At 54.9% G+C, this 26,066-nt stretch carries 19 protein-coding genes and 1 pseudogene; 13 read left to right on the forward strand and 7 right to left on the reverse strand.

Annotated features, from left to right (window positions below; translation table 11 throughout):
- Nucleotides 1-1,742: 1,742 nt before the first annotated feature.
- The 5 genes from AB4P94_RS27615 to AB4P94_RS27635 all read left to right on the forward strand — a co-directional run bounded on the left by AB4P94_RS27615 (nt 1,743) and on the right by AB4P94_RS27635 (nt 8,883).
- Nucleotides 1,743-2,012 carry a hypothetical protein gene (locus AB4P94_RS27615; protein WP_016968922.1) on the forward strand — a complete coding sequence of 90 codons (270 nt, stop codon included), beginning with the start codon at nt 1,743-1,745 and terminating at the stop codon, nt 2,010-2,012.
- Nucleotides 2,013-2,049: 37 nt separating this feature from the next.
- On the forward strand, nt 2,050-3,204 hold the full coding sequence (locus AB4P94_RS27620) for an efflux RND transporter periplasmic adaptor subunit (RefSeq protein ID WP_016968923.1): 1,155 nt from the start codon (nt 2,050-2,052) through the stop codon (nt 3,202-3,204).
- Between the two features lie 18 nt (nt 3,205-3,222).
- Nucleotides 3,223-6,402: an efflux RND transporter permease subunit gene (locus AB4P94_RS27625; RefSeq protein ID WP_016978935.1), complete on the forward strand. Its 3,180-nt coding sequence runs from the start codon at nt 3,223-3,225 to the stop codon at nt 6,400-6,402.
- Nucleotides 6,395-7,819 (forward strand): efflux transporter outer membrane subunit, encoded by a 1,425-nt coding sequence (locus tag AB4P94_RS27630; RefSeq protein ID WP_016970291.1) that lies wholly within the window; start codon nt 6,395-6,397, stop codon nt 7,817-7,819. The genes AB4P94_RS27625 and AB4P94_RS27630 overlap by 8 nt, the downstream gene beginning before the upstream one ends.
- A 752-nt stretch (nt 7,820-8,571) precedes the next feature.
- On the forward strand, nt 8,572-8,883 hold the full coding sequence (locus tag AB4P94_RS27635; RefSeq protein ID WP_157786652.1) for a DUF1360 domain-containing protein: 312 nt from the start codon (nt 8,572-8,574) through the stop codon (nt 8,881-8,883).
- Nucleotides 8,884-8,971: 88 nt separating this feature from the next.
- Here the strand turns inward: AB4P94_RS27635 and tnpC are convergent.
- From tnpC to tnpA, 3 genes and pseudogenes are all read right to left on the reverse strand, one after another.
- Nucleotides 8,972-10,482, reverse strand: a pseudogene (gene tnpC / locus AB4P94_RS27640) (IS66 family transposase).
- Nucleotides 10,483-10,531: 49 nt separating this feature from the next.
- A complete protein-coding gene (tnpB, locus tag AB4P94_RS27645; RefSeq protein ID WP_016970285.1) occupies nt 10,532-10,867 on the reverse strand; it encodes an IS66 family insertion sequence element accessory protein TnpB in 336 nt (111 codons plus the stop codon).
- Complete coding sequence (tnpA, locus tag AB4P94_RS27650) at nt 10,864-11,223, reverse strand: IS66-like element accessory protein TnpA (RefSeq protein WP_157786651.1); 360 nt, start codon at nt 11,221-11,223, stop codon at nt 10,864-10,866. The genes tnpB and tnpA overlap by 4 nt, the downstream gene beginning before the upstream one ends.
- A 49-nt stretch (nt 11,224-11,272) precedes the next feature.
- Between tnpA and AB4P94_RS27655 the strand changes: the two genes are divergently transcribed.
- Nucleotides 11,273-12,645, forward strand: a protein-coding gene (locus AB4P94_RS27655) for an IS3 family transposase (protein ID WP_100831525.1) whose coding sequence is annotated in 2 segments (ribosomal slippage) — nt 11,273-11,744 and nt 11,744-12,645 — 1,374 coding nt in all. Because the reading frame shifts where the segments join, the coding sequence is not laid out codon by codon here.
- 207 nt (nt 12,646-12,852) lie between these two features.
- Here AB4P94_RS27655 and AB4P94_RS27660 read toward each other — a convergent pair.
- The 3 genes from AB4P94_RS27660 to AB4P94_RS27670 are packed head-to-tail and all read right to left on the reverse strand — an operon-like array spanning nt 12,853 to nt 14,667.
- Nucleotides 12,853-13,761, reverse strand: coding sequence for an NAD(P)-dependent oxidoreductase (locus AB4P94_RS27660; RefSeq protein WP_016970282.1), 909 nt, complete (start codon nt 13,759-13,761; stop codon nt 12,853-12,855).
- A gap of 11 nt (nt 13,762-13,772) precedes the next feature.
- Nucleotides 13,773-14,231, reverse strand: a complete 459-nt coding sequence (locus AB4P94_RS27665; protein WP_016970281.1) for a carboxymuconolactone decarboxylase family protein — start codon at nt 14,229-14,231, stop codon at nt 13,773-13,775.
- A 4-nt stretch (nt 14,232-14,235) separates the two neighbouring features.
- On the reverse strand, nt 14,236-14,667 hold the full coding sequence (locus AB4P94_RS27670; protein WP_016970280.1) for a cupin domain-containing protein: 432 nt from the start codon (nt 14,665-14,667) through the stop codon (nt 14,236-14,238).
- Nucleotides 14,668-14,790: 123 nt separating this feature from the next.
- Here AB4P94_RS27670 and AB4P94_RS27675 point away from each other — a divergent pair, with 123 nt between their 5' ends.
- Entirely contained in the window at nt 14,791-16,197 is a 1,407-nt protein-coding gene (locus AB4P94_RS27675; protein ID WP_025999953.1) for a PLP-dependent aminotransferase family protein, read from the forward strand.
- Between the two features lie 8 nt (nt 16,198-16,205).
- Here the strand turns inward: AB4P94_RS27675 and AB4P94_RS27680 are convergent, their stop codons facing one another.
- A complete protein-coding gene (locus AB4P94_RS27680) occupies nt 16,206-17,126 on the reverse strand; it encodes a LysR substrate-binding domain-containing protein (RefSeq protein WP_016970278.1) in 921 nt (306 codons plus the stop codon).
- Between the two features lie 107 nt (nt 17,127-17,233).
- Here AB4P94_RS27680 and AB4P94_RS27685 point away from each other — a divergent pair, with 107 nt between their 5' ends.
- The 6 genes from AB4P94_RS27685 (at nt 17,234) to AB4P94_RS27710 (ending at nt 26,065) form a co-directional block, all read left to right on the forward strand.
- On the forward strand, nt 17,234-17,674 hold the full coding sequence (locus AB4P94_RS27685; protein WP_016970277.1) for a carboxymuconolactone decarboxylase family protein: 441 nt from the start codon (nt 17,234-17,236) through the stop codon (nt 17,672-17,674).
- A gap of 134 nt (nt 17,675-17,808) precedes the next feature.
- Complete coding sequence (locus AB4P94_RS27690) at nt 17,809-18,042, forward strand: hypothetical protein (RefSeq protein WP_016970276.1); 234 nt, start codon at nt 17,809-17,811, stop codon at nt 18,040-18,042.
- A gap of 44 nt (nt 18,043-18,086) precedes the next feature.
- On the forward strand, nt 18,087-19,241 hold the full coding sequence (locus tag AB4P94_RS27695; RefSeq protein ID WP_080519966.1) for an efflux RND transporter periplasmic adaptor subunit: 1,155 nt from the start codon (nt 18,087-18,089) through the stop codon (nt 19,239-19,241).
- Between the two features lie 18 nt (nt 19,242-19,259).
- A complete protein-coding gene (locus tag AB4P94_RS27700; RefSeq protein WP_016970274.1) occupies nt 19,260-22,439 on the forward strand; it encodes an efflux RND transporter permease subunit in 3,180 nt (1,059 codons plus the stop codon).
- Nucleotides 22,432-23,853: an efflux transporter outer membrane subunit gene (locus tag AB4P94_RS27705; protein ID WP_016970273.1), complete on the forward strand. Its 1,422-nt coding sequence runs from the start codon at nt 22,432-22,434 to the stop codon at nt 23,851-23,853. Before AB4P94_RS27700 ends, AB4P94_RS27705 begins: the two co-directional genes overlap by 8 nt.
- A 724-nt stretch (nt 23,854-24,577) precedes the next feature.
- Nucleotides 24,578-26,065, forward strand: coding sequence for a SulP family inorganic anion transporter (locus AB4P94_RS27710; protein ID WP_016970272.1), 1,488 nt, complete (start codon nt 24,578-24,580; stop codon nt 26,063-26,065).
- Nucleotide 26,066: the final 1 nt, after the last annotated feature.

Below are 26,066 nucleotides of genomic sequence, written 5' to 3' on the forward strand. Positions count from 1 at the left end.
TTGAGGGCGCATAAAAAATTCGCTTGATGGATCAAATATAATGTCCACTTAAGTGGACACCAAGGCTTTCGGCGGTTGTGTCAGGAAGATGTTTTGGTCGGACGGATACCTCTATTTACCGTTCTCATCCCAATAGATCGTGGGGCTCCGCTTTGACTGCGCTAGTCATGTCCAGGCAGTGACAGCGGGCCGATAAGACAGTACTCGATGCAGGATAAACCTTCTCCATTCATTCCCAGTAACATATCCCGCAAGCCCCATATCGTCCGCTACACCATGTCTTTGCTTTTTGCGGCTGGGTAGAGGACTTGGTCGGACGGCTACGTATTTCCTGCTGAAACAGAATCATAGTTTCGCGAGGGTTTACTCGATCTCGTGCCCCCCATAAAATGACCGATCCGTGATATCCGCCCATTGCTGCGGGGCCGCTCATTCTGCGCGCTATCATCGCGCTCCGAGTACCAGTTGCCGACTCTGTCTCGCACCCTGATGGACCCTCAGAGAAAGTGTCCATCGACGCCCTCCAGAGCAGTGTGAGTACGATCGACGATGGACTCGACATGGCGTATGGCAGCCAGCAAGCGCTATCGAGCCGCATCGACGCTGTGTAAAGCAGGACAACGCAGGCCCAAGAAGCTGCAACTTACGTCATTCGTTCATTCGAAACTGCTGGCGATCTCTTGGTAGTGGAAGCCAACCTTGAGTCGCTTGACGGCAAACTGCAGAAAATGAGCATACCTCAGGCTCAAGCGATCCCAACCGCCCTCAAAGCCCCTCCCTATAAATCGAAACTCGCACCGATAGAAGCCCCGCCCATCCTGCAAGACCCTCAGCCTTTCAGCTGGTCGGTCTCGAACACCGAGGCGCAGGGCCCTTCCTGTCTATTACCCCCACCGGAAGCACGCGATTGATTAATATCTACCTGACTCGGCCAGGCGAGGTGATCAGTGACAGCACCTGACGCCTCAAGGTAGTAGATGAGCGAAGAGAAAACCTTCGACCCCGGCGGGACAACCAGAACCCAGTGCATCCGGCCATGAGTACAGCGTCATGAAGCTACCGATCGTTCGAACCATCATTTACGTCAAGCATTCACTGCAGTGGGCATTGGGCCCACACGATACGTATCGCACCATGGGTGGCGACCGCTAGTGTTCAACAGTTCACTACCAAAAGCACGCTGTCCCCGGACAACCTTCATGATCAATCAGCGCCGGAGTGGGGCATGGCTGAGGCATCAATTTAATAGAGTGCCGATGTCCGGAATGTGGGGTCAAGTCCACTTCGATGATCCGATAGAACCCCGGCATCGCCTCCAATCGGTCAAATTCCACTGTACGAATTTCCGTAAGAATAAAACGGGCCGGCGGGGTTTATCCAGTGGCGGTTTTTTCCTAAAGTGCGCCACAGCACACGCAGAGTCGCCCACGGGAGCTCGTACCAGAGTGGCCACGAATGGACTGTAGGGCATTAGCTTAAGTGCCGGCAGGCAAAACGCAGATAGCTAATCGCGGGATTTTTTAAAGCCAAAGTGGCGCCGATTGGTCAGCGAGTTTTGTCAGAAATTTGCTATAGGTATAACCGAACAGACGCCTACTATTGCCCACCTCGCCGCCTGGCGAGGCGCCATTATCCAGGAGACCCTAACCCTCTTACCTTACCTGTACACCTGAATAAACCGAACTTCGCTGCGAACTGAATTCAATTTAGCGCCTCACTGTGCGCGTCATTTGAGAAGACCGATGAATACAATTCCTAAGTTGGCTGCTGTGCTTATTTGCACATTCCCTATCTTCGCCCACGCTTCCGATGGCGCCGAAGCCTTGGAACGCTTTCACGAAAGAACCCGGGCGATGTTCGCCAGGCAACTTGAAGACACCCAGCAACAACCCGCTCAACAACAGGATGTTAGTAAACAGGAAGTCAGCAAACAGGAAGTCAGCAAACAGGAAACGGAAAAGAAACAGGCCCCCGGCATAAATCCATTCAACGACAGACTTCCCAGCCACTAACACTATTATTCCATACACTATGAGTTAGGATGATCCTGTGCGCGTCAATTCAGCCAGCATTCCCGTAATCATCACCACCGCGCTGTTGCTCAGTGCTTGCAACCAAAAACCCAACCCGCCCACCACCAACAGTGCCCCAGTCGTCGAGGCCAAACACGTCCGCCTGCAGAAGGTCATGACCTGGGACAGCTTCAATGGTCGGGTTAGCGCCGTGGAAACCGTGGCCATCCTGCCACGGGTGGATGGTTATATAACTCAAGTGGGCTACCGCGAGGGTAGCGAGGTGAAAAAGGGCGACCTGCTATTCGTGATCGACCAGCGTCCCTACCGCTCCGCGCTGGACAGCGCCCGAGCCCAACTAGAACGGGCCCGCGCCGCGCTGGCCTTCGCCGACCAGCAAGACGGACGGGCCCAACAACTGCTCAAGAGCAATGCGGTATCCCGAGAAGAAGCTGAGCAGAAGCATACCGCCCACGAGCTAGGTCTGGCGGAGGTGCACGCCGCCGAGGCGGCGGTGGCCAATGCCACGCTGAACCTGCAGTTCACCGAGGTGCGCGCTCCCATCGATGGCCGCACCAGCCGAGCCCAGTTGACCCTTGGCAACTTGGCCGTAGCAAATCAGTCGGTACTGACATCATTGGTGTCGCAAAATCCGGTACATGTCGATTTCGACCCTGACGAACACAGTTACCTCAACTATCAGCAGGCGCTGAAAAACTCTGGAAAGGCCTCAGTGAGGATTGGCCTGGCCAACAGCGAAGACTTCCCGTACCAAGGTGAGCTGAGCTTTATCGACAACCAGGTCAATGCGAGCACTGGTACGGTACATGCCCGCGCGACAGTAAACAATGCCGATCGCCTACTAATTCCGGGCCTGTACGCCAGGGTGCAACTGTCCGTTGGTGAGCCTGCAGTGGCCATGCTAATCCCCGACCGTGCGATCCTGACCGACCAGGACAAGCATTATGTTTACGTCTTAGGCAAGGACAACACGGCGGAAAAACGTTATGTCAAAACCGGAAATCTGATCGACCGGCAACGCGTCATCACAGCTGACCTAGAACCCGACGACAGCGTAATCGTCTCCGGCCTGCAGAACATCCATGCCAGCGGCACGACCGTCATACCCCATGTCATGCCAGCAGACAAAAGCGAACTCAACATTCCCAGCTTCGCGCCAAGCGCTAAGTAACAGTCAAGGGTTCCAGCCATGGACTTTTCCAAGTTTTTCATCGACAGGCCGATCTTCGCGATAGTCCTGTCGATCATCATTTTTGCCGCGGGCTTGGTGGCAATTCCGCTGTTGCCAGTGGGTGAATACCCCGAAGTGGTGCCCGCCACCGTGGTAGTGAAGGCCACCTACCCTGGTGCCAATCCCAAGGAAATTGCCGACTCGGTCGCCGTGCCCCTCGAAGAGGCGATCACCGGCGTAGAAGACATGATCTACATGAAGTCCGTCTCCAGCTCCAACGGCACCCTGCAGGTGGTCGCCACCTTCAATGCCAAGGTCGATCCGGATACCGCCGCGGTGCGGGTGCAGAACCGCGTCAGCCAGGCACTGTCGCGCCTGCCCGAGTCAGTGCGCCAGTATGGTGTCACTACCCAAAAACAGTCGCCGACGCCACTGATGTACATCGACTTGTTCTCGAACAGCGACAAGTATGATGAATTATACCTACGCAACTACCTGCGCCTAAATGTCAGGGACGAACTGTCGCGCATCCCCGGCATCGGCGATGTGATGCTCTTTGGTGGCGGCGACTATGCAATGCGCATCTGGCTGGATCCGAACAAACTGGCCGCGCGCGACCTCACTGCGCAGGACGCAATTAACGCGGTCCGCCAGCAGAATGTGCAGGTTTCTGCCGGTCAGCTGGGCGCTGAACCATCGCCGCAGGATAACGAATTCCTGATTTCCATCAACGTCCAGGGACGCCTCAAGACCGAGAAGGAATTCGGCGACGTCATAATCAAGACCGGCAGCGACGGCCAGGTTACCCGGCTCTCGGATGTGGCACGAGTGCAGCTGGATTCGGGCGATTACACGATGCGCGTGTTCCGCGGCAAGGAACAGGAAGTAGCGGTAGGCATCTTCCTCACCCCAGGTGCCAATGCCCTCGAAGTGGCCAGTGCGGTGTACACCAAACTCGATAGCCTGTCCAAGGACTTTCCCGAAGGTGTGCAGTACAAGAGCGTCTGGGACCCCACGGTGTTTGTGCGCGAGTCGATCAACTCCGTGCAGCATACCCTGCTCGAAGCAATGATGCTGATCGTGCTGGTGGTGGTACTGTTCCTGCAGACCTGGCGGGCATCGATAATCCCACTAATTGCGGTACCGGTGTCGATCGTAGGTACATTCGCGTTCCTTTATCTGCTGGGATATTCGATCAACACGCTGACGCTGTTCGGGTTGGTGCTGGCGGTCGGCATCGTAGTTGACGATGCCATCGTGGTAGTAGAGAACGTCGAACGTAACATTGAATTGGGCTTCAAGCCACTAAAGGCGGCCCACCAGGCTATGCGCGAAGTTTCGGGACCGATCCTAGCCATCGGGCTGGTGTTGTGTGCGGTGTTCGTTCCGATGGCGTTCATGAGCGGCGTCACCGGTCAGTTTTACAAGCAGTTCGCCGTGACCATCGCAATTTCGACGGTGATCTCTACGATCAATTCGTTGACCTTGTCGCCGGCACTCGCAGCCAAGCTGCTACGTGGCCATGACGTACCACCGGACCGCCTGACGCGCTGGATGAACGTTGCCCTGGGCTGGCTGCTGCACCCGTTCAACCGTTTCTTCAACCGCAGTTCGCACCGCTATGAGGGCTGCATTGCTCGAATCCTGCCACGGCGCGGACTGGTGTTCGCGATCTATGCTGTATTGCTGCTCGCAACCGGTGCGCTGTTCAACGCAATCCCCAGCGGCTTCATCCCGAACCAGGACAAGCTTTACCTATTCGCTGGCGCCACGCTCCCTCCAGGGGCTTCGCTGGCCCGCTCTGAAGCGGTCGCCCGTGAAATGGCGGAAATAGCCTCGACCGTCGACGGGGTAGACTTTACCAAATCCAGCGTTGGCATGAATGCGATACAAAGCACCACAACGCCCAACCTAGTGTCTTCCTATATATTGCTCAAGCCGTTCTCGGAGCGTAAGCGTACTGCGGAGGACATCAATGCCGAACTCAACCGAAAGTTCGCTCAGATCAAGGACGGCAGTGCCTATGCACTGTTGCCGCCACCGATCGAGGGCCTCGGCAACGGCTCGGGCTATTCGTTGTTTCTGATAGACCGCGGCGGACTTGGTTATGCGGCCCTACAGAAAGCACTGGAGGCATTCCAAGCAGAGGTGAGCAGGACGCCGGGAATGACCTTTCCAGTAAGTTCCTATCAGTCGAACATTCCGCAACTTGAAGTAAAGCTGGACCGCACCAAGGCGCAGGCTCAGGGGGTGGAGTTGACCGCAATCTTCGAGACCCTGCAAACCTATCTGGGCTCGGTCTACGTCAACGACTTCAACATACTCGGTCGCGTGTATCGGGTAGTGGCACAGGCTGACAGCCGCTTCCGCCAGACCCCAGCCGACATCGGTAACTTGCGGGTGCGCAATGTGCACGGGGAGATGGTACCGATCAGCGCCGTTGTCGATATCGTACCAACATTTGGCCCCGATCCAGTGATGCGTTACAACGGCTTTCCCGCAGCGGACCTGATCGGTGACGCCGACCCCCACGTATTATCCTCCGGTGAAGTCATCGAGAAGCTGCAGGAGATCGCCGCGCTTACGCTGCCCAAAGGCATTGAACTGGAGTGGACCGACCTGAGCTACCAGCAGGTGAACCAGCGCAACACAGCAGTGATCGTTTTCCCAATTGCGGTGCTGCTGGCCTTCTTGGTATTGGCCGCTCTCTATGAGAGCTGGACGTTACCGCTCGCGGTGATCCTGATCGTACCGGTCTGTATGTTCGCGGCTCTCAGCGGCGTCTGGCTGGTGGGCGGTGACAACAACGTCTTCGTACAGGTGGGTCTGTTGGTGCTAATGGGCTTAGCCTGCAAGAACGCCATCCTGATCGTCGAGTTCGCCCGCGAACTGGAGATGCAGGGTCAGAACACCGTTGCCGCAGCGCTGCAGGCCTGTAACCTGCGCCTGCGACCGATCGTAATGACCTCGGTGGCCTTCATCGCCGGCGCCGTCCCCCTGCTGGTCAGCAGCGGTGCCGGCAGCGAGGTACGCCATGTCACCGGTGTCACGGTGTTCTGCGGCATGCTCGGGGTGACACTATTCGGCCTGTTCCTGACGCCGGTATTCTACGTGGTGCTGCGCAAGCTTGGCGCCACCCTGCCCGACCATCCTTCCAACCTGACGCCATATCCCGAGGAGGAACCGAGCCATGGCTAAGAAGCATAGCGTCCTGCCGCTGCTGCTGGTCCTGCTGCAGAGCTGCACGGTGGGACCCAACTTTCACCGGCCCAAGCTTCCGGAGCTACCCAATGCCTTTGCCCACGAGGACAATTCGACTAAAGTGCAGGCACCGACCACCGCAGCCGACGACGCATTCTGGCAGCGCTTTGCCGACCCGCAGCTCTCGGGGTTGGTAAAGGCCGCACTAGCGGCCAACCCCGACCTGCGCACGGCCCTGGCCCACTACGATGCGGCCAATGCGTTGCTGCGCGAGGTCCGATTCGACGAGATTCCCACGGTCACCATGTCGGCCCAGGCCGGTCATCAGCGAGTCAGCAAAGACGAGGCCAATGACGCGGCCCGCAGCCATGATCTCTATGGCAACAAAAGTTCGCTAACCTGGGAACTGGACCTGCTAGGGCGGGTACGCCGCTCGGTGGAATCACAACGCTCCGAGGTCGCGGCCCGGGCCAACGAACTGCAAGCCATGCAGGTCACTGTGGTCAGCGACGTGGCCAACAGCTATATCGACCTACGGGCCGCGCAGAAAATGCTCAGACTCTCTAGGGCCAATGCCGACAGCCAGCGGCAGACGCTGGCTATCGTGCAGGGCCGGCTGGATGCCGGGCGCAGCTCGACCTACGACCTGTCCCGGACCCAGGCACAACTGGAGACCACGCTGTCGCGCATCCCGCAGTTGCAGGCGCGGATTGCGGTGGATCGCCACCGCCTGGCGGTACTTGCCGGGCTGACACCGACAGCGCCGGATGCGCAGTTGCAGCAAGACAGCGACATGCCAGCGATCCCGGAGGATATCGAGCCCGGCACCCCTGCTGAGATCATCCGGCGCCGACCGGATGTCGCCGCCGCCGAGCACCGGTTGCACGCCGCCACCGCGCGGGTCGGCGTGGCCACCGCCGACCTTTTCCCCCGCGTCAGCCTTGGGGCGGCCCTAGGCACTTACGCGTTCCACGGTGGTGGCCTATATGCCGCTGGCAGCGAGTCGAACCTAGCGTTGCTGGGCATCGACTGGTCGTTCCTCGATGTCGGCCGGGTCAGGAGCCGTATCGCCGCCGCCGATGCAGAGGCCGCCGCCCAACTGGCCAGCTACCAGAAGACCGTGCTGGGGGCGCTGGAGGATGTCGACAATGCCCAGGCGCGGTTTGCCAGAAACAAGGAGGAAAATGCCCGGCGCCTAAGCGCGGCGAACGATTGGAAAACCGCCGCGACTCTCTCCAACGCCCGCTACCAAGCCGGTGCCATCGAGTTGTTCGAGTTGCTGGATGTACAGCGTTCGATGTACGACGCCCAGCTCTCGCAAGCCGATAGCCAGGCTCGCAGCACTTCCAGCGCCGTGGACCTGTTCGTCGCCCTAGCCGGCGGCTGGCCGCAGTACCTGCCAAGCCAGCACTGACCCACCGGCTCTGCGTGCGATACCCAACTACCGAACGCAGCAGTTGCCGTTATAGCCCACTGGCCACTTTCCTCGAACCAGGATCGTGGCCTTATGAGCACCCTGCCAGCCCCCTTGGGCCCCCTTCAGCACTAAGCAAATACAGGCCGGATTCCTGTTCGCCGCGCCCCACCCATCGTGTAGGTGTCACAGGAACTGGTACTGCGGCGCGCGACATCCAAGCAGCCGCATTGCTGCTCAAGGGCCAGAACACGCCCACTAAAAGCCTCTGGCCGAGAAAACCGGATACGCTGCAAGGCTAACGCTAGACCCACCTGTCCGATCTTCAGTTGCATCGTTTTCCCGAAGCTCGCAACTCATCCTGCTCAAGGCTGATCAGACGCGTGCAGGGAACGTTGCGGGACACACCCCTGCCAGCGGTGGACCTCAGCGCCCTGGCCACGACGATCAATCACTACGGCGACGCCATACTCAAAGTGTTTAAATCAAAGCTGGTGGCGTTCTGGGACGAGCCGGTGCCCGAATCTGCACGCAATGTCCCAGGATCGGATACCTAGCTGCCTGACTGGGACAGGCATTCGTCAGCAGTGTCAAGCCGCTGCGCGGCTCTCTCCAACCTGCAGTTCGCTGTCATGTGCGGCAACTGCGGCTATCCCAACACCCAGGCCTTCAGGCCAGTTAACTATCGCTCAAGGCACTGGTCAGAGAGAATGAGGTGATGCGCAATAGCCTGCTCGGCCTGCATCTAACTCGTGCCAGAATTCAACACAAAAGCAGTCAGTCAAACCATTGAAACCGGACAATCAGTCGGGTATCTGTTTCAGTGCTTTTACTGCATGAAACACTGGGTCGTGTTAGGCCTAACCTTGCTCTATCAACCCGCACTCATCAAGAGCGGCTTTCTGGTCGCAGACCTAGCGGTGTCGTGGTTCTTCACCGTTACTGTCCGCTGCTTTGTTAGCGGGATTGTGTTCAAAGTCTTCCTTCTTGCGATGGGATCGAAGATCGAAGAAAAAGAGCTTATGGCGCTGTTGGCTACAGATAAAAGCCAGCAGCAACCCTGATTCCTGGCCCACGCATTGCACCTGCCGACAGAGCTGCGCACGTGAGCAGTGAGCAGTGAGCATGCCTAGCTCATTGAATTGGCATCCGTTAATGCGGCAATAGTTGCTCAATCTCACTGGCTTTCTGCGTCGGCAACCGCATCAGCACATCCTTGAGATATGCATACGGATCATGCCCGTTTATGCGCGCCGACTGTATCAGGCTCATGATCGCCTCAGCTCGCTTACCGCTGCGCAGCGATCCAGCGAAGAGCCAGTTCGACCTACCGAGCGCCCACGGCCTGATTTGGTTCTCCACGGCGTTGTTGTCAATAGGCCCAGCACCATGATTCAGGTAGCGCGTCAGCGCTACCCAGCATTTCAGGCTGTAATCCAAAGCCTTAGCTGTAGCCGATCCTTCAGGCACAAGCTCGCGTTGAGCCAGCATCCATTCATGCAGTTTCTTTGCGATGGGCGCTGCCATTTCCTAGCGTAATCGCCTGCGATCTTCATCGCCCATTTCCTTGGCTTGCCGCTCAACCTCGTACAAACCGCCAATCGAGTGCAGTGCCTGCTCTGCCAGTTGGCTTTTGTTCGCCACATGCAGGTCGAAGAACTTGCGGCGGGCGTGGGCCATGCAGCCGATTTCGGTGATGCCCAGCTCGAAGCTGCCTTGTAACCCGTGAAGTCATCGCAGACCAGTTTGCCGTTCTACGTGCCAAGGAAGTTACGCGCATGCTCACCAGCGCGGCTGGGGCTGAAGTCGTAGACCACCGCTTTCAGTGCCGAGCACGGGGTGGTGCAGTAGGCCCAGACATACGCCCGGTGCGTTTTCTTTTCGCCCGGTGCCAACATCTGCACCGGTGTTTCATCGGCATGGACGACTTGCTGGGCCAGCACTGCTTCGCGCAATGCATCTACCAGCGGTTGCAGTTGTGCGGCGGTTTGGCCGACCCACCGAGCCAGCGTCGAGCGCGGGATTGCCAGGCCGGCACGGCCGAAGATCTTTTCCAGCCGGTACAACGGAAGGTAGTCGGCGAACTTGGCCACCATCACGTGGGCCAACAAGCCGGCAGTGGGGATGCCTTTGTCGATCACCTGTGCCGGCACCGGCGCTTGAGTCAGTGTTTCGCACTGACGGGAGACCCACTTGCCACGCACGTGCTGCTCGACGGTGAACACGCCTAGCGTGTAATCCAGTTTCTCGCTGACGTCTTCGCCGATGCGTTGAAGCTGGCAGCCGCAGGTACACTCGGTGTTCTCCGGCTCGTGATGGATAACGGTACGTGGGAACTGCGGTGGCAACGGCGCGCGCTTGGGCTGTTGGCGTGAATCGTCCGGTGCCGGGGCAGGACGAAGGGCTTTCAACTCGGCGCCGATGGCTTCAAGGTCGGTGTTGAGCACGTCATCCAGCAAGCTGCCTTGCGCCGGGCTGATCTACTCACTGCGCTTGGCGAACTTGTGGCGTTTGAGGGTGGCGATCTTGTGAGAGAGCTGCTCGATGATCGTCTCGTCGCGTTGGATCTTTCTGCCCATGGTATCGACCTTCGACAGCAACTGCATAGCGAGTGCGCGCAGTTGATCGGGCGTCATCTGGTCGAGATTGGGCGAGGAGGTCATGCTGTGGATTTTACCAAAGCAACTCATCCGCCACCGCTGAAAGGCAGGACTAAATCAAGGTAATTACGCCGCTTGTACCGACCCGTTGCCACGGCAAACCAAGCACCAACGTTTGCAGTTGTTCGGTGTAGAGTTCAACTTCATGACCTCGATGCGCGCCAGGCCAATGGAACTTGCCCTGGTTCAGGCGGCGTGCGGCCAGCCAGATACCCACGCCGTCGTGCACAAGTACCTTCATCCGATTGGCGCGGCGATTGGCGAACAGATAAACGCAGTGTGGCTTCGCAGCCCCGAATACGGCGACCACGCGGGCAAGGGCTGTGTCCGTGCCGGCGCGCATGTTCATGGGTTCGGTGGCGAGCCAGATGGCGTCGATGCGCATCATCGGGAGAGGCTGCTGATGAAGCGGGCGCAGCCGTCCGGGTCGGAGGTCGGCCAGTTCACAGTGAATGTTCGCTGCCCGGAAGAAATATCGATGCGGGCTACATCCTGCCGAGCAGGCGTCGCCGCAGCGGTCTCAAGTTTCAACGATACAAATGCAGGCAAGGCGCAAGCCTGCTGGTCACGATAGATAGGTATCCACTTGCGAACTAGATTAGCGTTGATGCCGTGCCGCAGTGCCACGCTGGCAATGGATACATCGGGGCCCAGGCATTCCTGGACAAATTGGGCCTTGAAGGGTCTGGGATAAGGGGTGCGCTGACGCGTGGTGTTCCTTGAATTAAGGGCGATGGTGTCCACGTATTTTTGAACTGACCCCCAAAGGCTGGACACAACCTTTGGGGGCGTCATGGGTAAGTACACAGAGCAAGCAAAACTCGCAGCAGTGCAGGATTATTGTTCCGGTGGCGCGGGTTTGAGGGATGTTGCACACCGTCACAATGTGGACTTTTCATCCCTTCGCCAATGGGTTGCGGCCTATCAGGTACATGGCGCTGCTGGGCTGAAACAGAAAAGGCTGCAGCGCTACAGCAACAACTTCAAACTGTCTGTTTTGAAGCGTATGCGTGAGGAGCAGCTGTCCTATCGACAGACGGCGGCCTTGTTCGATATCCGTAAATTCGACATCATCGGTCTCTGGGAGCGCCGCTATGATGAGGGCGGTTTTGATGCCCTTACCAAGCAGCCTGATAGAGCCGGACGTCCGAAAAAAATGCCAACCTCCATTCCTCCTGTTCAACCCAACTCACCTGATGACGAGTCGCGCTCACGCGATGAATTGCTTGCTGAAGTGAAGCAGTTGCGGATGGAAAACGACTACCTAAAAAAGCTCGATGCCTTGGTCCAGGAGAAGAAACGAGTAGCGCAGCAGAAAAAGCGCAAATCGTAATAGGACTGAGGCCGCTGCACTCTCTAGAAAGTCTGCTGACGTTTGCCGGTTTGGCACGCAGCACCTTTTACTATCAGCAAAAGGCGCTGCAAGCGGCTGATAAGTACGCCGAGCTGAAAGACAAGATTCGTTCTACGTTCGATGAGCACAAGGGCCGGTATGGCTATCGTCGGATAACGGCTGCGGTACGAAGCGCCGGCCATCTCGTCAATCACAAGACGGTTCAGCGACTGATGGCACAACTTCAGCTCAAGAGCTTAGTGCGTGTGAAAAAATACCGAGCTTACAAAGGCGAGGTAGGCAAGGCAGCGCCTAATCTTTTGAAGCGAGAGTTTGAAGCGCCGTCCCCCAATCAAAAGTGGGTGACCGACGTTACTGAGTTCAAAGTTGGAGGTCAGAAGCTTTATCTGTCTCCCGTTTTGGATCTGTACAACGGCGAAATCATTTCCTACGAGATTGCCAGAAAGCCGCTGTTCGACATGATCGGGAAGATGCTCAAAGGTGCATTCAAGCGGCTTCAGCCGCATGAAAAACCGGTTTTGCATTCAGACCAGGGCTGGCAGTATCGAATGCCAATTTATCTAAAGGCTCTTAAGGAACGCTCAATCACGCCAAGCATGTCGAGAAAAGGTAACTGCTACGACAATGCGGCCATGGAGAGTTTCTTCGGTACGCTGAAGTCAGAGTTTTTTTATCTAAATAGATTTAGCGATCTGGATGAGCTTCAGACAGGCATCGACGAGTACATCCAGTATTACAATCACTCGCGTATCAAGCTGAAGCTAAACGGCCTGAGCCCTGTTGCATATAGAACTCAGGCCGTTCAGGTATAGGCATGTAATCGTCCAGCTTTGTGGGGTCAGTTCATTTTTAGGTGGACACCATCGCCTTTGGCGTCGGGGCCAGGAAGGTGAGTTGGCCGGGCGCTTACGCGGCAGCGTACTAAATAGACCATTTACCTTATACAAACGTGTGGATTGAAATCAATCGCATGACTTATCTGCATTAATTAACTGCATTGACATATGAAATTTCGGGAGTTACTGGAGCCACAGCAAACGTCTAGGCTTGAAATCCAGCAGCTCTTTAGCGCGCAAATTTGAGGCACCACGAATTGCTTCATTGTAGAATAAAGCTTCTGAGCCAACGGTGCGCAAGGCTTGTTCTGCTGTTATGGAGCCAGGTAATGGCGCTCCCACCCACTTACTGAACGCCGGTAGCCACTCACTAACTGGGAGTGGGTTATCATCGACGATATTGTATACTCCGCACTCACTGTGTAGCGCTGCCACGGTCGCTTCGATTGCATCATCCAGGTGAACAAATGACCACACTCCGTTCCCTCGGCCGATGATCACCGACTCACCCTTCCTCGCTTGCTCTGCAATAGCGCCTGTCGGGTGGTACCAAGTACCAGGTCCGTAGAAGAATCCGTACCGCAGCACTACCCCGGTCAGAGCTTGGCTTGCCAAAATCTCGTCTTCATATGCCTGAAAGGTTCTTGCACTTTCTCCAACGACGCCAGGTGCATCAATGCACAACTTGGCGTCTTCAGCAGCTAACTCGCCTTCTGCCGCTTGGAGATAGAACCCGCGCGATTGCATGATGTAACGCTTAACCCCAAACTCTTCAGCTGCAGAGAGCAAATTCTTCCCACCTATTTGATGCAGCCGAGTGTCATTCGGCATGTACTTAATGAGTTCGGCAGGATCTGCAGGGAGGAGAGTCAATTGGTCAATGACTACGTCAGGCTTGGCGTCCCGGATAGCGTCACGCACTGATTCCGTGTTAAATACATCAACGACGACGGGTTTTGCGCCGATCCCTCGAAGAATATCTACCCCAGCACCTGCTCGGGTGATGCCAGTAACTTCATGACCAGCTGCGCAAAGCAGCCGAGTCAGTGGGACACCTACAGCGCCAGTTGCTCCAGCGATCAAGATTTTCATAGTTCGTATCCTCAGTGATGGTCCAGCAAGGCTTGCGGTATGTTCCGGAAGCTAATAGCCATTCTGTTGTAGGAATTCATCAAGCTGACAGCGATTGTGAGATCCACCAGCTCACGCTCCTCAAACACTTTCCTTACTGCAACATATGCAGAGTCAGAAACCCCCGTATCTGCGACCTTAGTGACCTGCTCAGCCCACGCTAGAGCTGCTTGCTCACGGGTGTCGAAAAGATTACCTGCCTCAGTCCACGCTTGGACTAACGCTATTTTTTCGACCTTAACGCTTTTTTTGATCAGGTCGCGGGTATGCATATCCAAGCAGTAAGCGCAGTTGTTGATTTGCGAAACGCGCAGATAGACCAGATCAACAAGTACCTCATCCAAGCCACTTTGCATGACGTAGCCGTAGACACTGCCCAGCGCTTTCACTCCTGCAGGGGCGAGTTGGTTGTAGTCGAGCCGCCTAGTCATGAGGTTACTCCTCACCCTGGTTTTTAACGGGGGTTGTGAGCGCTTTGTCATTGGAGTCAACGACGAATACCGCAAGTAGTTTGGCCGGTTCGGTCTTGCTTGCGTTCCGGCTCACAGGATGACGGGAGCCTGGATTTTCAAACCAGCTTTCGCCTGCTTTAAAGATCTGTTTAGGTCCGTCATTCACCTGCGACTCGATCGACCCCGACACTACGTAGGCGTAGATGAAAGCGGATTTCGCATGAACATGGGATGGCGAGGCAGCTCCTGGGGCGTATTCAACCTCAACTGCGACCAACGATTTTCCTGGAATATTCGGTATGGCGTGCTCAAAGTTTGGCTTCACCACTTCACTCTGGCCATGCGCTTGAGCCGACATCGCGCTTATGAGCAAAACGCCACTGAAAAGAGCAACTGTGAGATTGAAATGCTTCATTATTGCGTCCTCATGGACTGGGTGGAAGCTCAGTATTCACACTAGCTGGTGTATGAAAAAGCCCCAAAAAAGCATTATTTTTTTGTACCACGCCGACCTCCCAGGTCTAACGGAACGGAACGCATGACTCTAAATTTTCAGCTCGACCGAACCATACGCACACCACTGACCGAGCAAATCCAGCGATCAATCACAAAAGCCATTGAGTCAGGAGTATTGTCTCCAGGTGCACGGCTTCCCTCTTGGGTTGACCTAGCAGCGCAGCTTGGGGTGTCGCGAGGCACAGTGCGCGCTGCGTATGAAATGCTAATGGATGCACAGTTGGTGGTTGCATCCAGAAGCGCTGGAACGAGGGTTTCTGATCGCCCGGCTATTCTTTTGAAGGAAACTATACAGCCGCCTGATACAGGGTTCATGGAACTCTACAAGGAGTTTACGGCAGGTCCGGCCATCTTCCAGTTAGGTGTTCCGGCTCATGAAACCGTACCTGCGAAGCTGTTCAGTCAAATTCGGTCCCATGCAATGCACTCAGAGCGTCGCGGTTCGGCCCTGTACCCGGATCCACGCGGTGAGTTCGAATTACGACGGGTGATCGCGGCATACCTTGCCATTGCTCGAGGCATCGAGTGTCTTCCATCTCAGATCATCATTACCAACGGCTTTGCCGGGGGGCTAGGTTTGGCATTACAAGCGCTGGATCTAAGAGGCCGTAGCGCCTGGATTGAGGACCCATGTTTCCCATTTTCTCGAAAAGGTTTAGAGCTTGCCGGTCTTAAGCCCATTGCCATCCCAGTAGATTCGGAAGGCCTAGATGTCGAACAGGCGAGGAAGCTCGAAAGTGATGTCGCATTGGCGCTATTGACCCCTGGCCAGCAGGCTCCTTTGGGTATGACGCTTTCATTAGCTAGACGCCTGAGTCTGCTGAGGTGGGCAACAGAATCTGGTGGTTGGATCATTGAAGATGACTACCTAAGCGAGCTGCAGCTGGAGAGCCGAGCCGCTTCTGCGCTCGCTTCGCTGGACCGCGATGGCCGTGTCATTCACATCGGCTCCTTCAGCAAAACGTTGAGCCCAACGATTCGCTTGGGATTCGTGGTAGCGCCTCCAACTTTGGCTCCGAGATTGAGTGAAATTGCTACATGTCTTAGCCCAGCACCAGGACCCGCCGTCCAGCTCGCCACGGCGAAATTCATCCACCAAGGCCATTACCTCCGACATCTGCGTCGGGCCAAAAGGCTTTACTGCACCCAAAGAGATGAGCTGCTGAAAACAATTGCCAACAGCGACGTACGTGCTGAGATCTCCACCGCAGGCTTAGCTGTGCTACTGAAACTGCCAACAGGGTCTCCAGATCTTAAAATCGCTCGGGAGGCATCAATCTTTGGGATGTCTCCAGGAGCCCTTAGCCCTTGGTACTCATGTCCAGAGCGTGCTGAGGCAGCTTTAATGCTCGGCATTACAACCAGCTCGAACCGACACTTAAAAGTGTCTTGCGATCGACTCAGTGAACTCATTCGTCGCCACACTTGAGCTCACGTTCATTCCGATAGCGACCATAATGGGTCGTTGGCCATAAGCGTGGTCACCCAATCGGTAAACGCACGAACTCTAGCAGAGAGATGCCGGGTGTAAGGGTACACTATCGATATAGGCATGCTAGTCATATGCCAGTCAGCCAGCACTCTTACCAGGGCCCCAGTATTGAAGTGAGGGACGGCCTCAGCGGTGGGAAGAAATGCGATACCCAGTCCCGCGACGGCTGCGGCGGCTGTTGCGCTGCCATTGTTGAAATACATGGATGGTTGGTGATCTAGGGTGAAGCTTTCGTCTCCCCGCGTAAGAGTTGGGATAAAACGCTTATCTGTCGCCGGAAACTTGAAGCCCAAGTGCTTGTGATGTGGCAACTCTGCCGGACTCTGGATAGGACCAACGCCAGCTAAGTATGTTGGAGAGGCGCAAAAACAGAATCTCATCTGCCCAATCGCGCGAGATACGAGATCCTGGTCCATAATCATTCCAGCTCGGATGGCGCAGTCTACGCCTTCTTGGACCAAATCGACGACACGTTCGCTACAGCCTATATCGAGGCGAATCTCGGGAAACTCTGAAGCGAAATTCGAGAGTGCAGGGATTAAGAAGAAGATCCCAACGGGAGACGCCATCTCGACACGCACTCGGCCCCTCACGACATATCGGCTCTGTGATGTCGACGCCTCCAGTTCGTCTACATCGTCTATCACCGCTCGCGCTCTTACGTAGTAGGCAGCACCCTCTGGTGTCGAGGATACCTTTCGGGTGGTGCGGTGCAAGAGCTTGACACCAAGCAGAGTTTCCAGGGCCAGCACCTGACCCGAAATGGTCGTCTTGGCAAGGGACAAGGAGTCTGCTGCTCCACTGAAGCTTCCAACCTCTATTATGCGGCAGAACGCTCGCATCGCTGCCAGTCGATCTAGCGCCATTGTCTGTCCATCCGTACAAATAAAACGATTTTACCTAGTTTATCCGAGATCATGGTTTTACTAAACTTTCCCTATGCCATCGATGTGGCGGATAACTGGAGTATATTATGAGCAACAAACGTATCAATTACTATGAAGCTGCCCCTCAGGCAATGAAAGCCATGATGGGTCTGGAAAAGGCGGTCTCCCAATCTATACTGCCAGCGTCGTTGCGAGAATTGGTTCGGATTCGCGCTTCGCAGATCAACAGCTGCGCCTACTGCATCGATATGCACACTGCCGATGCTTCGAAAGCAGGTGAAACCACACGCCGCCTGATGGCAGTGAGTGCCTGGAAAGAGACTCCTTTCTTCGATGCCCGCGAGCGCGCTGCACTGCTGTGGACCGAAACACTCACCCTTGTCGCGGAAAAGCATGCGCCCGACGAGATTTACGATGAGGTGGCCGCTCACTTCAACGAGCAGGAGTTGTCAGAGTTGACGTTTGTGATTGCAGCTATCAACGCTTGGAACCGTTTCGGCGTCGGCTTCGCCATGCAGCCGAAGTAATACCCTCTCCAAAATTTAGGGTGTTTGGTAGTTCACGATAACTTTCCTTCCTGCCAATAGCTATCAAACACTTTCTATAACATAATTTTTTTGATTTTGCGTACTTCTGTGAGCAAAATTTTTATTGAGTTATTATGCAAATTATTGCTAAAACATTCGCTGTTATTGTCTTGGCGCTGCCAGTGTTTGCACACGCATCAGACGGTGCAGAAGCCGCAGAGCGCTTCAAAGAGCAAAAAAAAGCCACTTTCGCTCAACACGCGAAAGTTCGGGCGGATCGCGAAAAGCGTGAACTGAAAGTTTCTAAAGAATTGACCAAGAATGCTAGCAGCGCAAGCAGCCAGCGTGAAGGAAGCTCTGCTGAGTAATTTTAAATTTTTGATCACCCTATCGATGTAAAAAGGAAAACTCCGTGCGTGCCTCCTCAGTCGCAGCTACTAGCTTAGCTGCCACTTTTCTGCTTATCAGTGGTTGTAATAAAGAAGCTGAATCAAAACTACTAGCAGCCTCTCCGGCTGTTGATGTGGTCAGTGTAACCGTCCAGCAAGTAAAACCATGGGATAAATTTAATGGCCGTGTTGGAGCTGTGGAGACGGTTTCGATCCTCCCTCACGTCAGTGGTTATATCACTAAGGTCGCGTACCAAGAAGGAAGCGAAGTAAAAAAAGGGGACCTTCTTTTCATCGTTGACCAGCGACCATATCGAGCCGCATTGGCCAGTGCCCAAGCTCGATTGGAGCAGTCCCGCGCCTCCCTCGCTTTTGCGAAGCAGCAGAATCATCGAGCTCAACAGCTCGTCAAAACTAATGCCATTTCCACGGAAGAGGCTGAGCAGAAGCTTGCAGCCTATGAGCAAGGCGTCGCAGAAGTGCATGCTGCTGAAGCCGCAGTAACAACTGCAACCTTGGATCTTGAGTTCACCGAGGTCCGTTCGCCTATTAACGGGCGCACGAGCCGAGCACAGCTGACAGTAGGGAATTTGGCGGTCGCCGACCAGTCAGTTTTAACGTCTGTAGTTTCTCAAGACCCTGTCTATGTTTATTTTGATCCAGATGAGCAGAGCTTCCTGAGTTACCAGAAGCGGCTTAAAGCGTCTCAGGCAACCAGCGTGCGCATTGGTCTGACAAGCGATGAGAACTACCCGTATGAAGGCGACCTCACGTTTGTCGATAATCAAGTTGATTCCGCCACCGGTACTATCCGAGCCCGAGCGACTTTGAAAAATCCAGACAGAATGTTGACACCTGGCCTTTACGCCAAAGTCGAGCTTTCCGTTGGCGGCTCTGAAGAGATGGCGTTGGTGCCCGAGCGAGCGATCTTGAGTGATCAAGATAAGAAATACGTCTATACATTGAGCGACGACAATAAAGCCGAGAAGCGCTATGTCGAGCTTGGAAAGCTAGTTGGGCATAAGCGTGTTATCACCTCCGGTCTAGAAAAGACTGATCGAGTGGTGGTTTCCGGCCTTCAACAGATTTATGCAACCGGAACACCTGTCTCTCCCAATTTACTTGGTCCCGAAAATATCGGCATAAAAGTTTCTAGTGCCAACGAAAGCTCGAAATAAACTGCAAAGGCCAGCCCCATGGATTTCTCAAAATTCTTTATTGACAGGCCAATCTTCGCGATTGTCCTGTCGATCGTTATTTTCGCAGCTGGGTTGATAGCAATCCCGCTGTTGCCGGTTGGCGAATACCCAGAAGTTGTTCCGCCGACCGTGGTGGTCAAGGCGACATATCCAGGTGCTAACCCCAAAGAGATCGCGGAATCGGTGGCGGTGCCGCTGGAGGAAGCCATCAATGGTGTGGAGGACATGGTGTACCTGAAATCGGTTGCCAGTTCCGATGGCACGCTGCAGGTTGTCGTCACCTTCAATTCAAAGGTGGACCCTGACACGGCCGCTGTGCGCGTCCAGAACAGGGTAAGCCAGGCTCTTTCACGTCTGCCCGAATCGGTGCGCCAATACGGTATAACTACGCAGAAACAATCTCCGACACCGCTAATGTACGTGGACATGTATTCCAGCAGTGAGAAATACGACGCTCTGTATCTGCGAAATTATCTCCGCCTACATGTGAAGGATGAGCTGGCTCGTATCCCGGGGATTGGCGATGTTGTGCTTTATGGCTCCGGTGATTATGCAATGCGGATCTGGCTTGATCCAAATAAGCTCGCAACACGCGGCATCACTGCTCAAGACGCGATCAATGCCATTCGCCAGCAGAACGTCCAGGTCTCAGCGGGGCAACTCGGTGCTGAACCTTCTCCACAAAATACGGATTTTCTGATTTCCATCAACGTCCAGGGCAGGCTGAAAACGGAGCAGGAGTTTTCCGATATCGTCCTGAAATCAGGACGTGATGGCCAGATTTCTCGGCTCTCCGATGTCGCACGTATTCAAGTGGATTCTGGCGATTACACGATGCGAGTATTCCGGGGGAAAAATGAAGAGGTTGCAGTCGGAATATTCTTGACACCTGGGGCTAACGCAATTGACGTCGCCAACAAGGTCTACTCGAAACTTGACGCGTTGTCGAAAGACTTCCCAGAGGGGGTCAAATACGTGAGTGTTTGGGACCCAACTTTGTTCGTACGCGACTCGATTAGCGCGGTACAGCACACGCTGTTCGAGGCCATGATCCTGATCGTTTTGGTAGTAGTAATCTTCCTGCAAACGTGGCGAGCCTCGATCATTCCATTGATCGCTGTGCCTGTGTCGATCGTTGGCACCTTCGCCTTCTTGTACCTGTTCGGCTACTCAATTAACACACTCACACTGTTTGGCATGGTTTTGGCGATTGGCATCGTCGTCGACGACGCAATCGTGGTAGTCGAAAACGTTGAGCGAAATATCGAGCTTGGCCAGACGCCGCTACAAGCCGCGCACCAAGCTATGCGGGAGGTTTCGGGTCCGATTCTGGCGATCGGCCTAGTTCTGTGTGCAGTCTTCATACCCATGGCATTCATGAGCGGAGTGACAGGCCAGTTCTACAAGCAGTTCGCTGTCACCATCGCAATTTCAACGGTGATATCGACGGTCAACTCCCTGACCCTTTCCCCAGCACTCGCAGCCAAGCTGTTGCGCCATCACGATAGCCCGAAAGATAGGCTGACCCGATGGATGGATTTTTCTTTGGGTTGGCTGCTGCGGCCGTTCAATCGATTTTTCAATCACAGCTCGGAGCGTTATGAGAGCAGCATCGCCAGGTTGCTTCCGCGCAAAGGACCAGTTTTCGTTGTTTACGCCGCACTATTAGGTGTGACTGGACTGCTCTTCAACACAATCCCGACCGGCTTCATTCCCAATCAGGACAAGCTTTATCTCTTTGCAGGTGCGACTCTACCTCCCGGAGCATCGCTCTCTCGCTCTGACGCTGTGGCCCGAGAGATGGCTGCAATCGCTATGACTGTTGATGGAGTGGACTATGCCAACTCGTATGTTGGCTCCAATGCGCTGCAGAATACTGCAACGCCGAACCTGGTAACGTCCTATGTCCTCCTCAAGCCTTTCAGTGAGCGCACACGAAGCGCAGAGGACATCAACGCGGAACTGAACACAAAGTTTGCAGCGATCAAAGACGGTGCCGCCTATGCGCTATTGCCCCCGCCAATCCAGGGTTTAGGTAATGGTTCGGGATATTCGCTGTTCCTGACGGACCGTGGTGGCCTAGGGTATGCCGCGCTGCAGGAGGCGCTGGATAAATTTCAAGCTGAAGTAGCTAGCACTCCGGGCATGACTTTCCCAGTCAGTTCCTACCAATCCAATATCCCTCAATTGGAGGTGAAGGTTGATCGCATTAAAGCTCAAGCTCAGGGCTTAGAGCTGCCTGCAATTTTTGACACTCTTCAGACCTATCTGGGATCCGTTTACGTAAATGACTTCAACATGTTTGGACGGGTCTACCGCGTCGTTGCTCAGGCCGATTCCAGCTTCCGACAAACCGCTGAAGACGTCGGTAACCTTCGCGTTCGTAATGCTCAAGGGGGCATGGTGCCACTGAGCGCAGTAGTTAATATTTCTTCGACGTTTGGGCCCGACCCGGTCATGCGCTTCAACGGTTTCCCCGCAGCTGATTTGATTGGCGATGCAGATCCCAAAGTCATGTCATCCGGCGACGTTATCAAGAAGCTTGAAGAAATCGCCGCTCGCACCTTACCTCGAGGCATCGACCTAGAGTGGACGGACCTCAGCTATCAGCAAGTAACCCAGAGCAACACAGCCATCATTGTGTTCCCCATTGCAGTATTGCTTGCATTCCTGGTGCTGGCTGCACTATACGAAAGCTGGACGTTGCCATTAGCAGTCATTCTGATTGTGCCGGTCTGTATGTTCGCTGCACTTGTAGGCGTCTGGCTTGCGGGTGGAGATAACAACGTCTTCGTCCAAGTCGGCCTAGTAGTACTAATGGGGCTGGCGTGCAAGAACGCGATTTTGATCGTCGAATTTGCTCGCGAGCTGGAAATGCAGGGACGTGGGACCATCGAAGCGGCGCTAGAAGCATGTCGACTGCGCTTGCGACCCATCGTCATGACATCGATCGCGTTCATTGCCGGCGCCGTACCGCTCTTAATCGGGGCCGGAGCAGGTAGTGAAGTTCGTCACGCGACAGGCGTAACTGTTTTCGGTGGGATGCTGGGTGTGACCATTTTCGGCCTTTTCCTGACCCCAGTGTTCTATGTGGCGATGAGGAAGCTTGGTGCAACTATTCCTGACCACCCATCAAGCATGGCGGCACATGAGAAGGAGAGCCTCACTCATGGTTAATCTCAAAAGCTACTCACTCCCAGTGCTGTTAGTGTTGTTAGCCGGATGCACCGTGGGGCCAGATTTCTCCCGGCCCGAAACTACTGCTTTGCCACAGTCCTTTACAAATATAAGCGGTCCGAACGTGGCCTCGCGCGATGAGGCCGCAGACTACCAGTTCTGGAGGCAATTCAATGACCCCCAGTTGACTGAACTGGTGGAGCAAGCTTTGTCTCAGAACTACGACCTTCGCACGGCGTTAGCGAACTTTGATGCGGCAAATGCTCTATTACGCGCCGCCAAGTTTGACCAGATACCAACCGTCACAATGTCGGCAGATGCGGGGCATCAGCGACTGAGCTCAGATGAAGCCAACGGGACCTCCCGCAGTAATGATGTTTACTCCCACAAAGCCTCACTTAGTTGGGAGCTAGATTTCTTTGGCCGAGTAAGGCGGTCATTGGAGTCGAAGCGATCGGAGGTGGAAGCCAAGGCGAGTGATCTCAAGGCAATTCAGGTCGTGGTGGTAAGCAATGTAGCCACGACTTATATAGATTTGCGTGCGGCCCAACGGATGCTCGAACTGTCGAAGGCTAACGCAGTAAGTCAGCGACAAACTTTGGATATCGTTAAGGGACGGTTGGATGCAGGGCGGGGATCAACTTACGAGCTGTCTAGAGCGCAGGCTCAGTTGGATACTACCCTTGCGCGCATTCCACAGTTCGAGGTGAAAATCGCCATCGATAAGCACAGGCTTGCAGTTCTGACTGGTATGAGTCCTGCTTCGTATGATTCGTTATTGCCAGGTGAGGCTGCTATGCCGTCAGTGCCTGAGACAATAAAAGCAGATACCCCAGCGAACGTCATCCGCAGGCGTCCTGACGTCGCTTCGGCCGAACATACTCTACACGCCGCTACAGCACAGATCGGGGTAACCACTGCCGATCTGTTCCCAAGGGTTACCCTAGGAGCCGCTATCGGTACGTATGCTTTTAACGGAAGTTCGCTCTACTCTAACTCCGCAGAGTCCAACCTAACCTTGCTTGGTATTGACTGGTCGTTTCTCGACGCGGGGCGAGTGAAGAGTCGAATCGAGGCCGCGGACGCTGAAGCAGCCGGTCGGCTGGCGAATTACCAACAAACCGTGTTGATGGCTCTTGAGGACGTGGAAAATGCAATCGTAGGCTTCTCACGGATTAAGGATGAAGATGCCCGCTTGACTAGCGCTGCCGTTGAATTGAAACGGGCCTCGGATCTCGCTGGTGACAAATATCGGGCTGGCGCTATCGAATTATCCGAGCGATTGGATGTTCAGCGTGAGCTATACAGCGCACAAATAGAGCAGACCTCCAGTCATGCGAGGAATGCAGCTGCTGCAGTGAATTTGTTCATCTCGATAGCTGGAGGTTGGTCTTGGAACGTCAAAAAGAGCTAGTGTCACTGATGTAAACCTGTATGCAGCCCGGGTGCGTCGACACCATTCCGGGCTGCAGTCCACGTATCCTTAGCCGCGCGTGCGCCTACACTTGATATAAGGCCTTCATTAACTTCAATTGAATCGCCTCGGTTTTTTTAGATATGCTGCAAGCTCATTGCACTGTCCCCACGACATTATAGACATTTCTAGCCTACGCTTTGAGCATAGGAGGAAGTTTAGAGCACTTAACGATTCATGCCGGAATTCAAAGCAGAAGCCGTCAGGCAAGTCATTGAACGCAGATATTCCGTTGCGGAAACGTAACCGTCTGGCCAACTCACCTCTCAGCACGCAGACCAGCTCAGACAAAAACGGGTGGAAAACAAAGCCTTGCCCGCAGGTATACCCATTGAATAAGCCTGTATCTGACGTAGCTCATGCAGAGCCTGCCAGCGGGTCGCAATCGACGATGGCTTCATTGTATACTTTTGCTCCGCATACCCCTTGAGCTACAGGAACATCAGCATGACTGTACTCCAAACGATCTACTGGCAGCCTACGCCGCCTTAGCGCTACGCCCCCTCGCAACAACCTGCTTCCGCTAGCCTCGCTTGCGGGTGCGCACTGCTGTACGCCTGGTTTACACCTTAAGCGCACAGCAAAAAAATCCTCAAAATTTGAATTTGTATCGATTCGCTCGCCATTTCCTTGGCGTGCGCGATGCTTTGCCTTGGATATTCATATGCTGCAAAAACTTAGACAAACGTGGTTTTCCAACGTCCGTGCCGACGTGCTCGCGGGGCTGGTGGTCGCACTCGCGCTGATCCCGGAAGCCATCGCCTTTTCCATCATCGCCGGGGTAGATCCCAAAGTCGGTCTCTACGCCTCCTTCTGTATCTGTGCTGTCATCGCCTTTGTCGGCGGGCGCCCCGGAATGATCTCGGCGGCGACAGGCGCCATGGCACTGCTGATGGTTACGCTGGTAAAAGAGCATGGACTCCAGTACCTGCTGGCCGCGACTCTACTATGTGGTGTACTTCAAATCCTTGCCGGCTACCTGAAGCTTGGCTCGTTGATGCGCTTTGTTTCACGCTCGGTAGTCACCGGCTTCGTAAACGCATTGGCGATTCTGATTTTTATGGCGCAATTGCCTGAGCTGACCAATGTCACCTGGCATGTCTATGCCATGACCGCTGCGGGCCTGGGAATCATCTACCTGTTTCCGTATGTACCGAAAATCGGCAAGCTGATTCCCTCTCCATTGGTGTGCATTCTGACGCTGACTGCCATCGCCATTTACCTCGGTTTGGATATCCGCACCGTCGGTGACATGGGCCAACTGCCTGATACGCTCCCGATCTTCCTCTGGCCTGAAGTTCCGCTGAATTTTGAAACCCTGCGCATCATTTTCCCGTACTCGGCTGCGTTGGCAGTAGTGGGGCTACTCGAATCAATGATGACCGCGACCATCGTCGACGACCTGACCGATACCACCAGCAACAAAAACCGCGAGTGCAAAGGCCAGGGTGTGGCCAACATCGCTGCCGGCATGCTTGGCGGCATGGCAGGTTGCGCCATGATCGGCCAGTCGATCATCAACGTGAAGTCTGGTGGCCGCACCCGTCTCTCGACATTGTGTGCCGGCGTTTTCCTGCTGCTGATGGTGGTATTTCTTGGCGAATGGCTCTCCAAAATCCCTATGGCGGCACTCGTGGCTGTGATGATTATGGTGTCCATCGGCACCTTTAGCTGGGATTCCTTGCGCAATCTGAAAGAGCATCCGCTGTCGACCAACCTCGTCATGGTGGCGACCGTCGTGGTCGTCGTGGCCACTCACAACCTAGCCTACGGCGTACTGCTAGGTGTGCTGCTGGCTTCGCTGTTCTTCGCCAATAAGGTTGGGCACTACCTGGATATCAAGAGCACTCTGGAAGAGACGGAATCGCATCGGACTTACCACGTCGTGGGCCAGGTGTTCTTTAGCTCTGCGGACAAGTTCACTGAAGTTTTTGACTTCAAGGAAGCGCTCAACAAAGTCACCATCGATCTCACACAGGCGCATTTCTGGGATATCACCGCCGTAGCAGCGCTGGATAAGGTCGTGATCAAGTTCCGCCGTGAAGGCGCGGAGGTTGAAGTGCTCGGTCTCAATGAAGCCAGCGCAACAATCGTTGACCGCTTCGGCGTGCATGACAAACCCGGTGCCATCGACAAGCTCATGAGCCACTAAG

The sequence above is a fragment of the Pseudomonas sp. B22129 genome, from assembly GCF_044218875.1.
In the GTDB taxonomy this organism is placed as follows: domain Bacteria; phylum Pseudomonadota; class Gammaproteobacteria; order Pseudomonadales; family Pseudomonadaceae; genus Aquipseudomonas.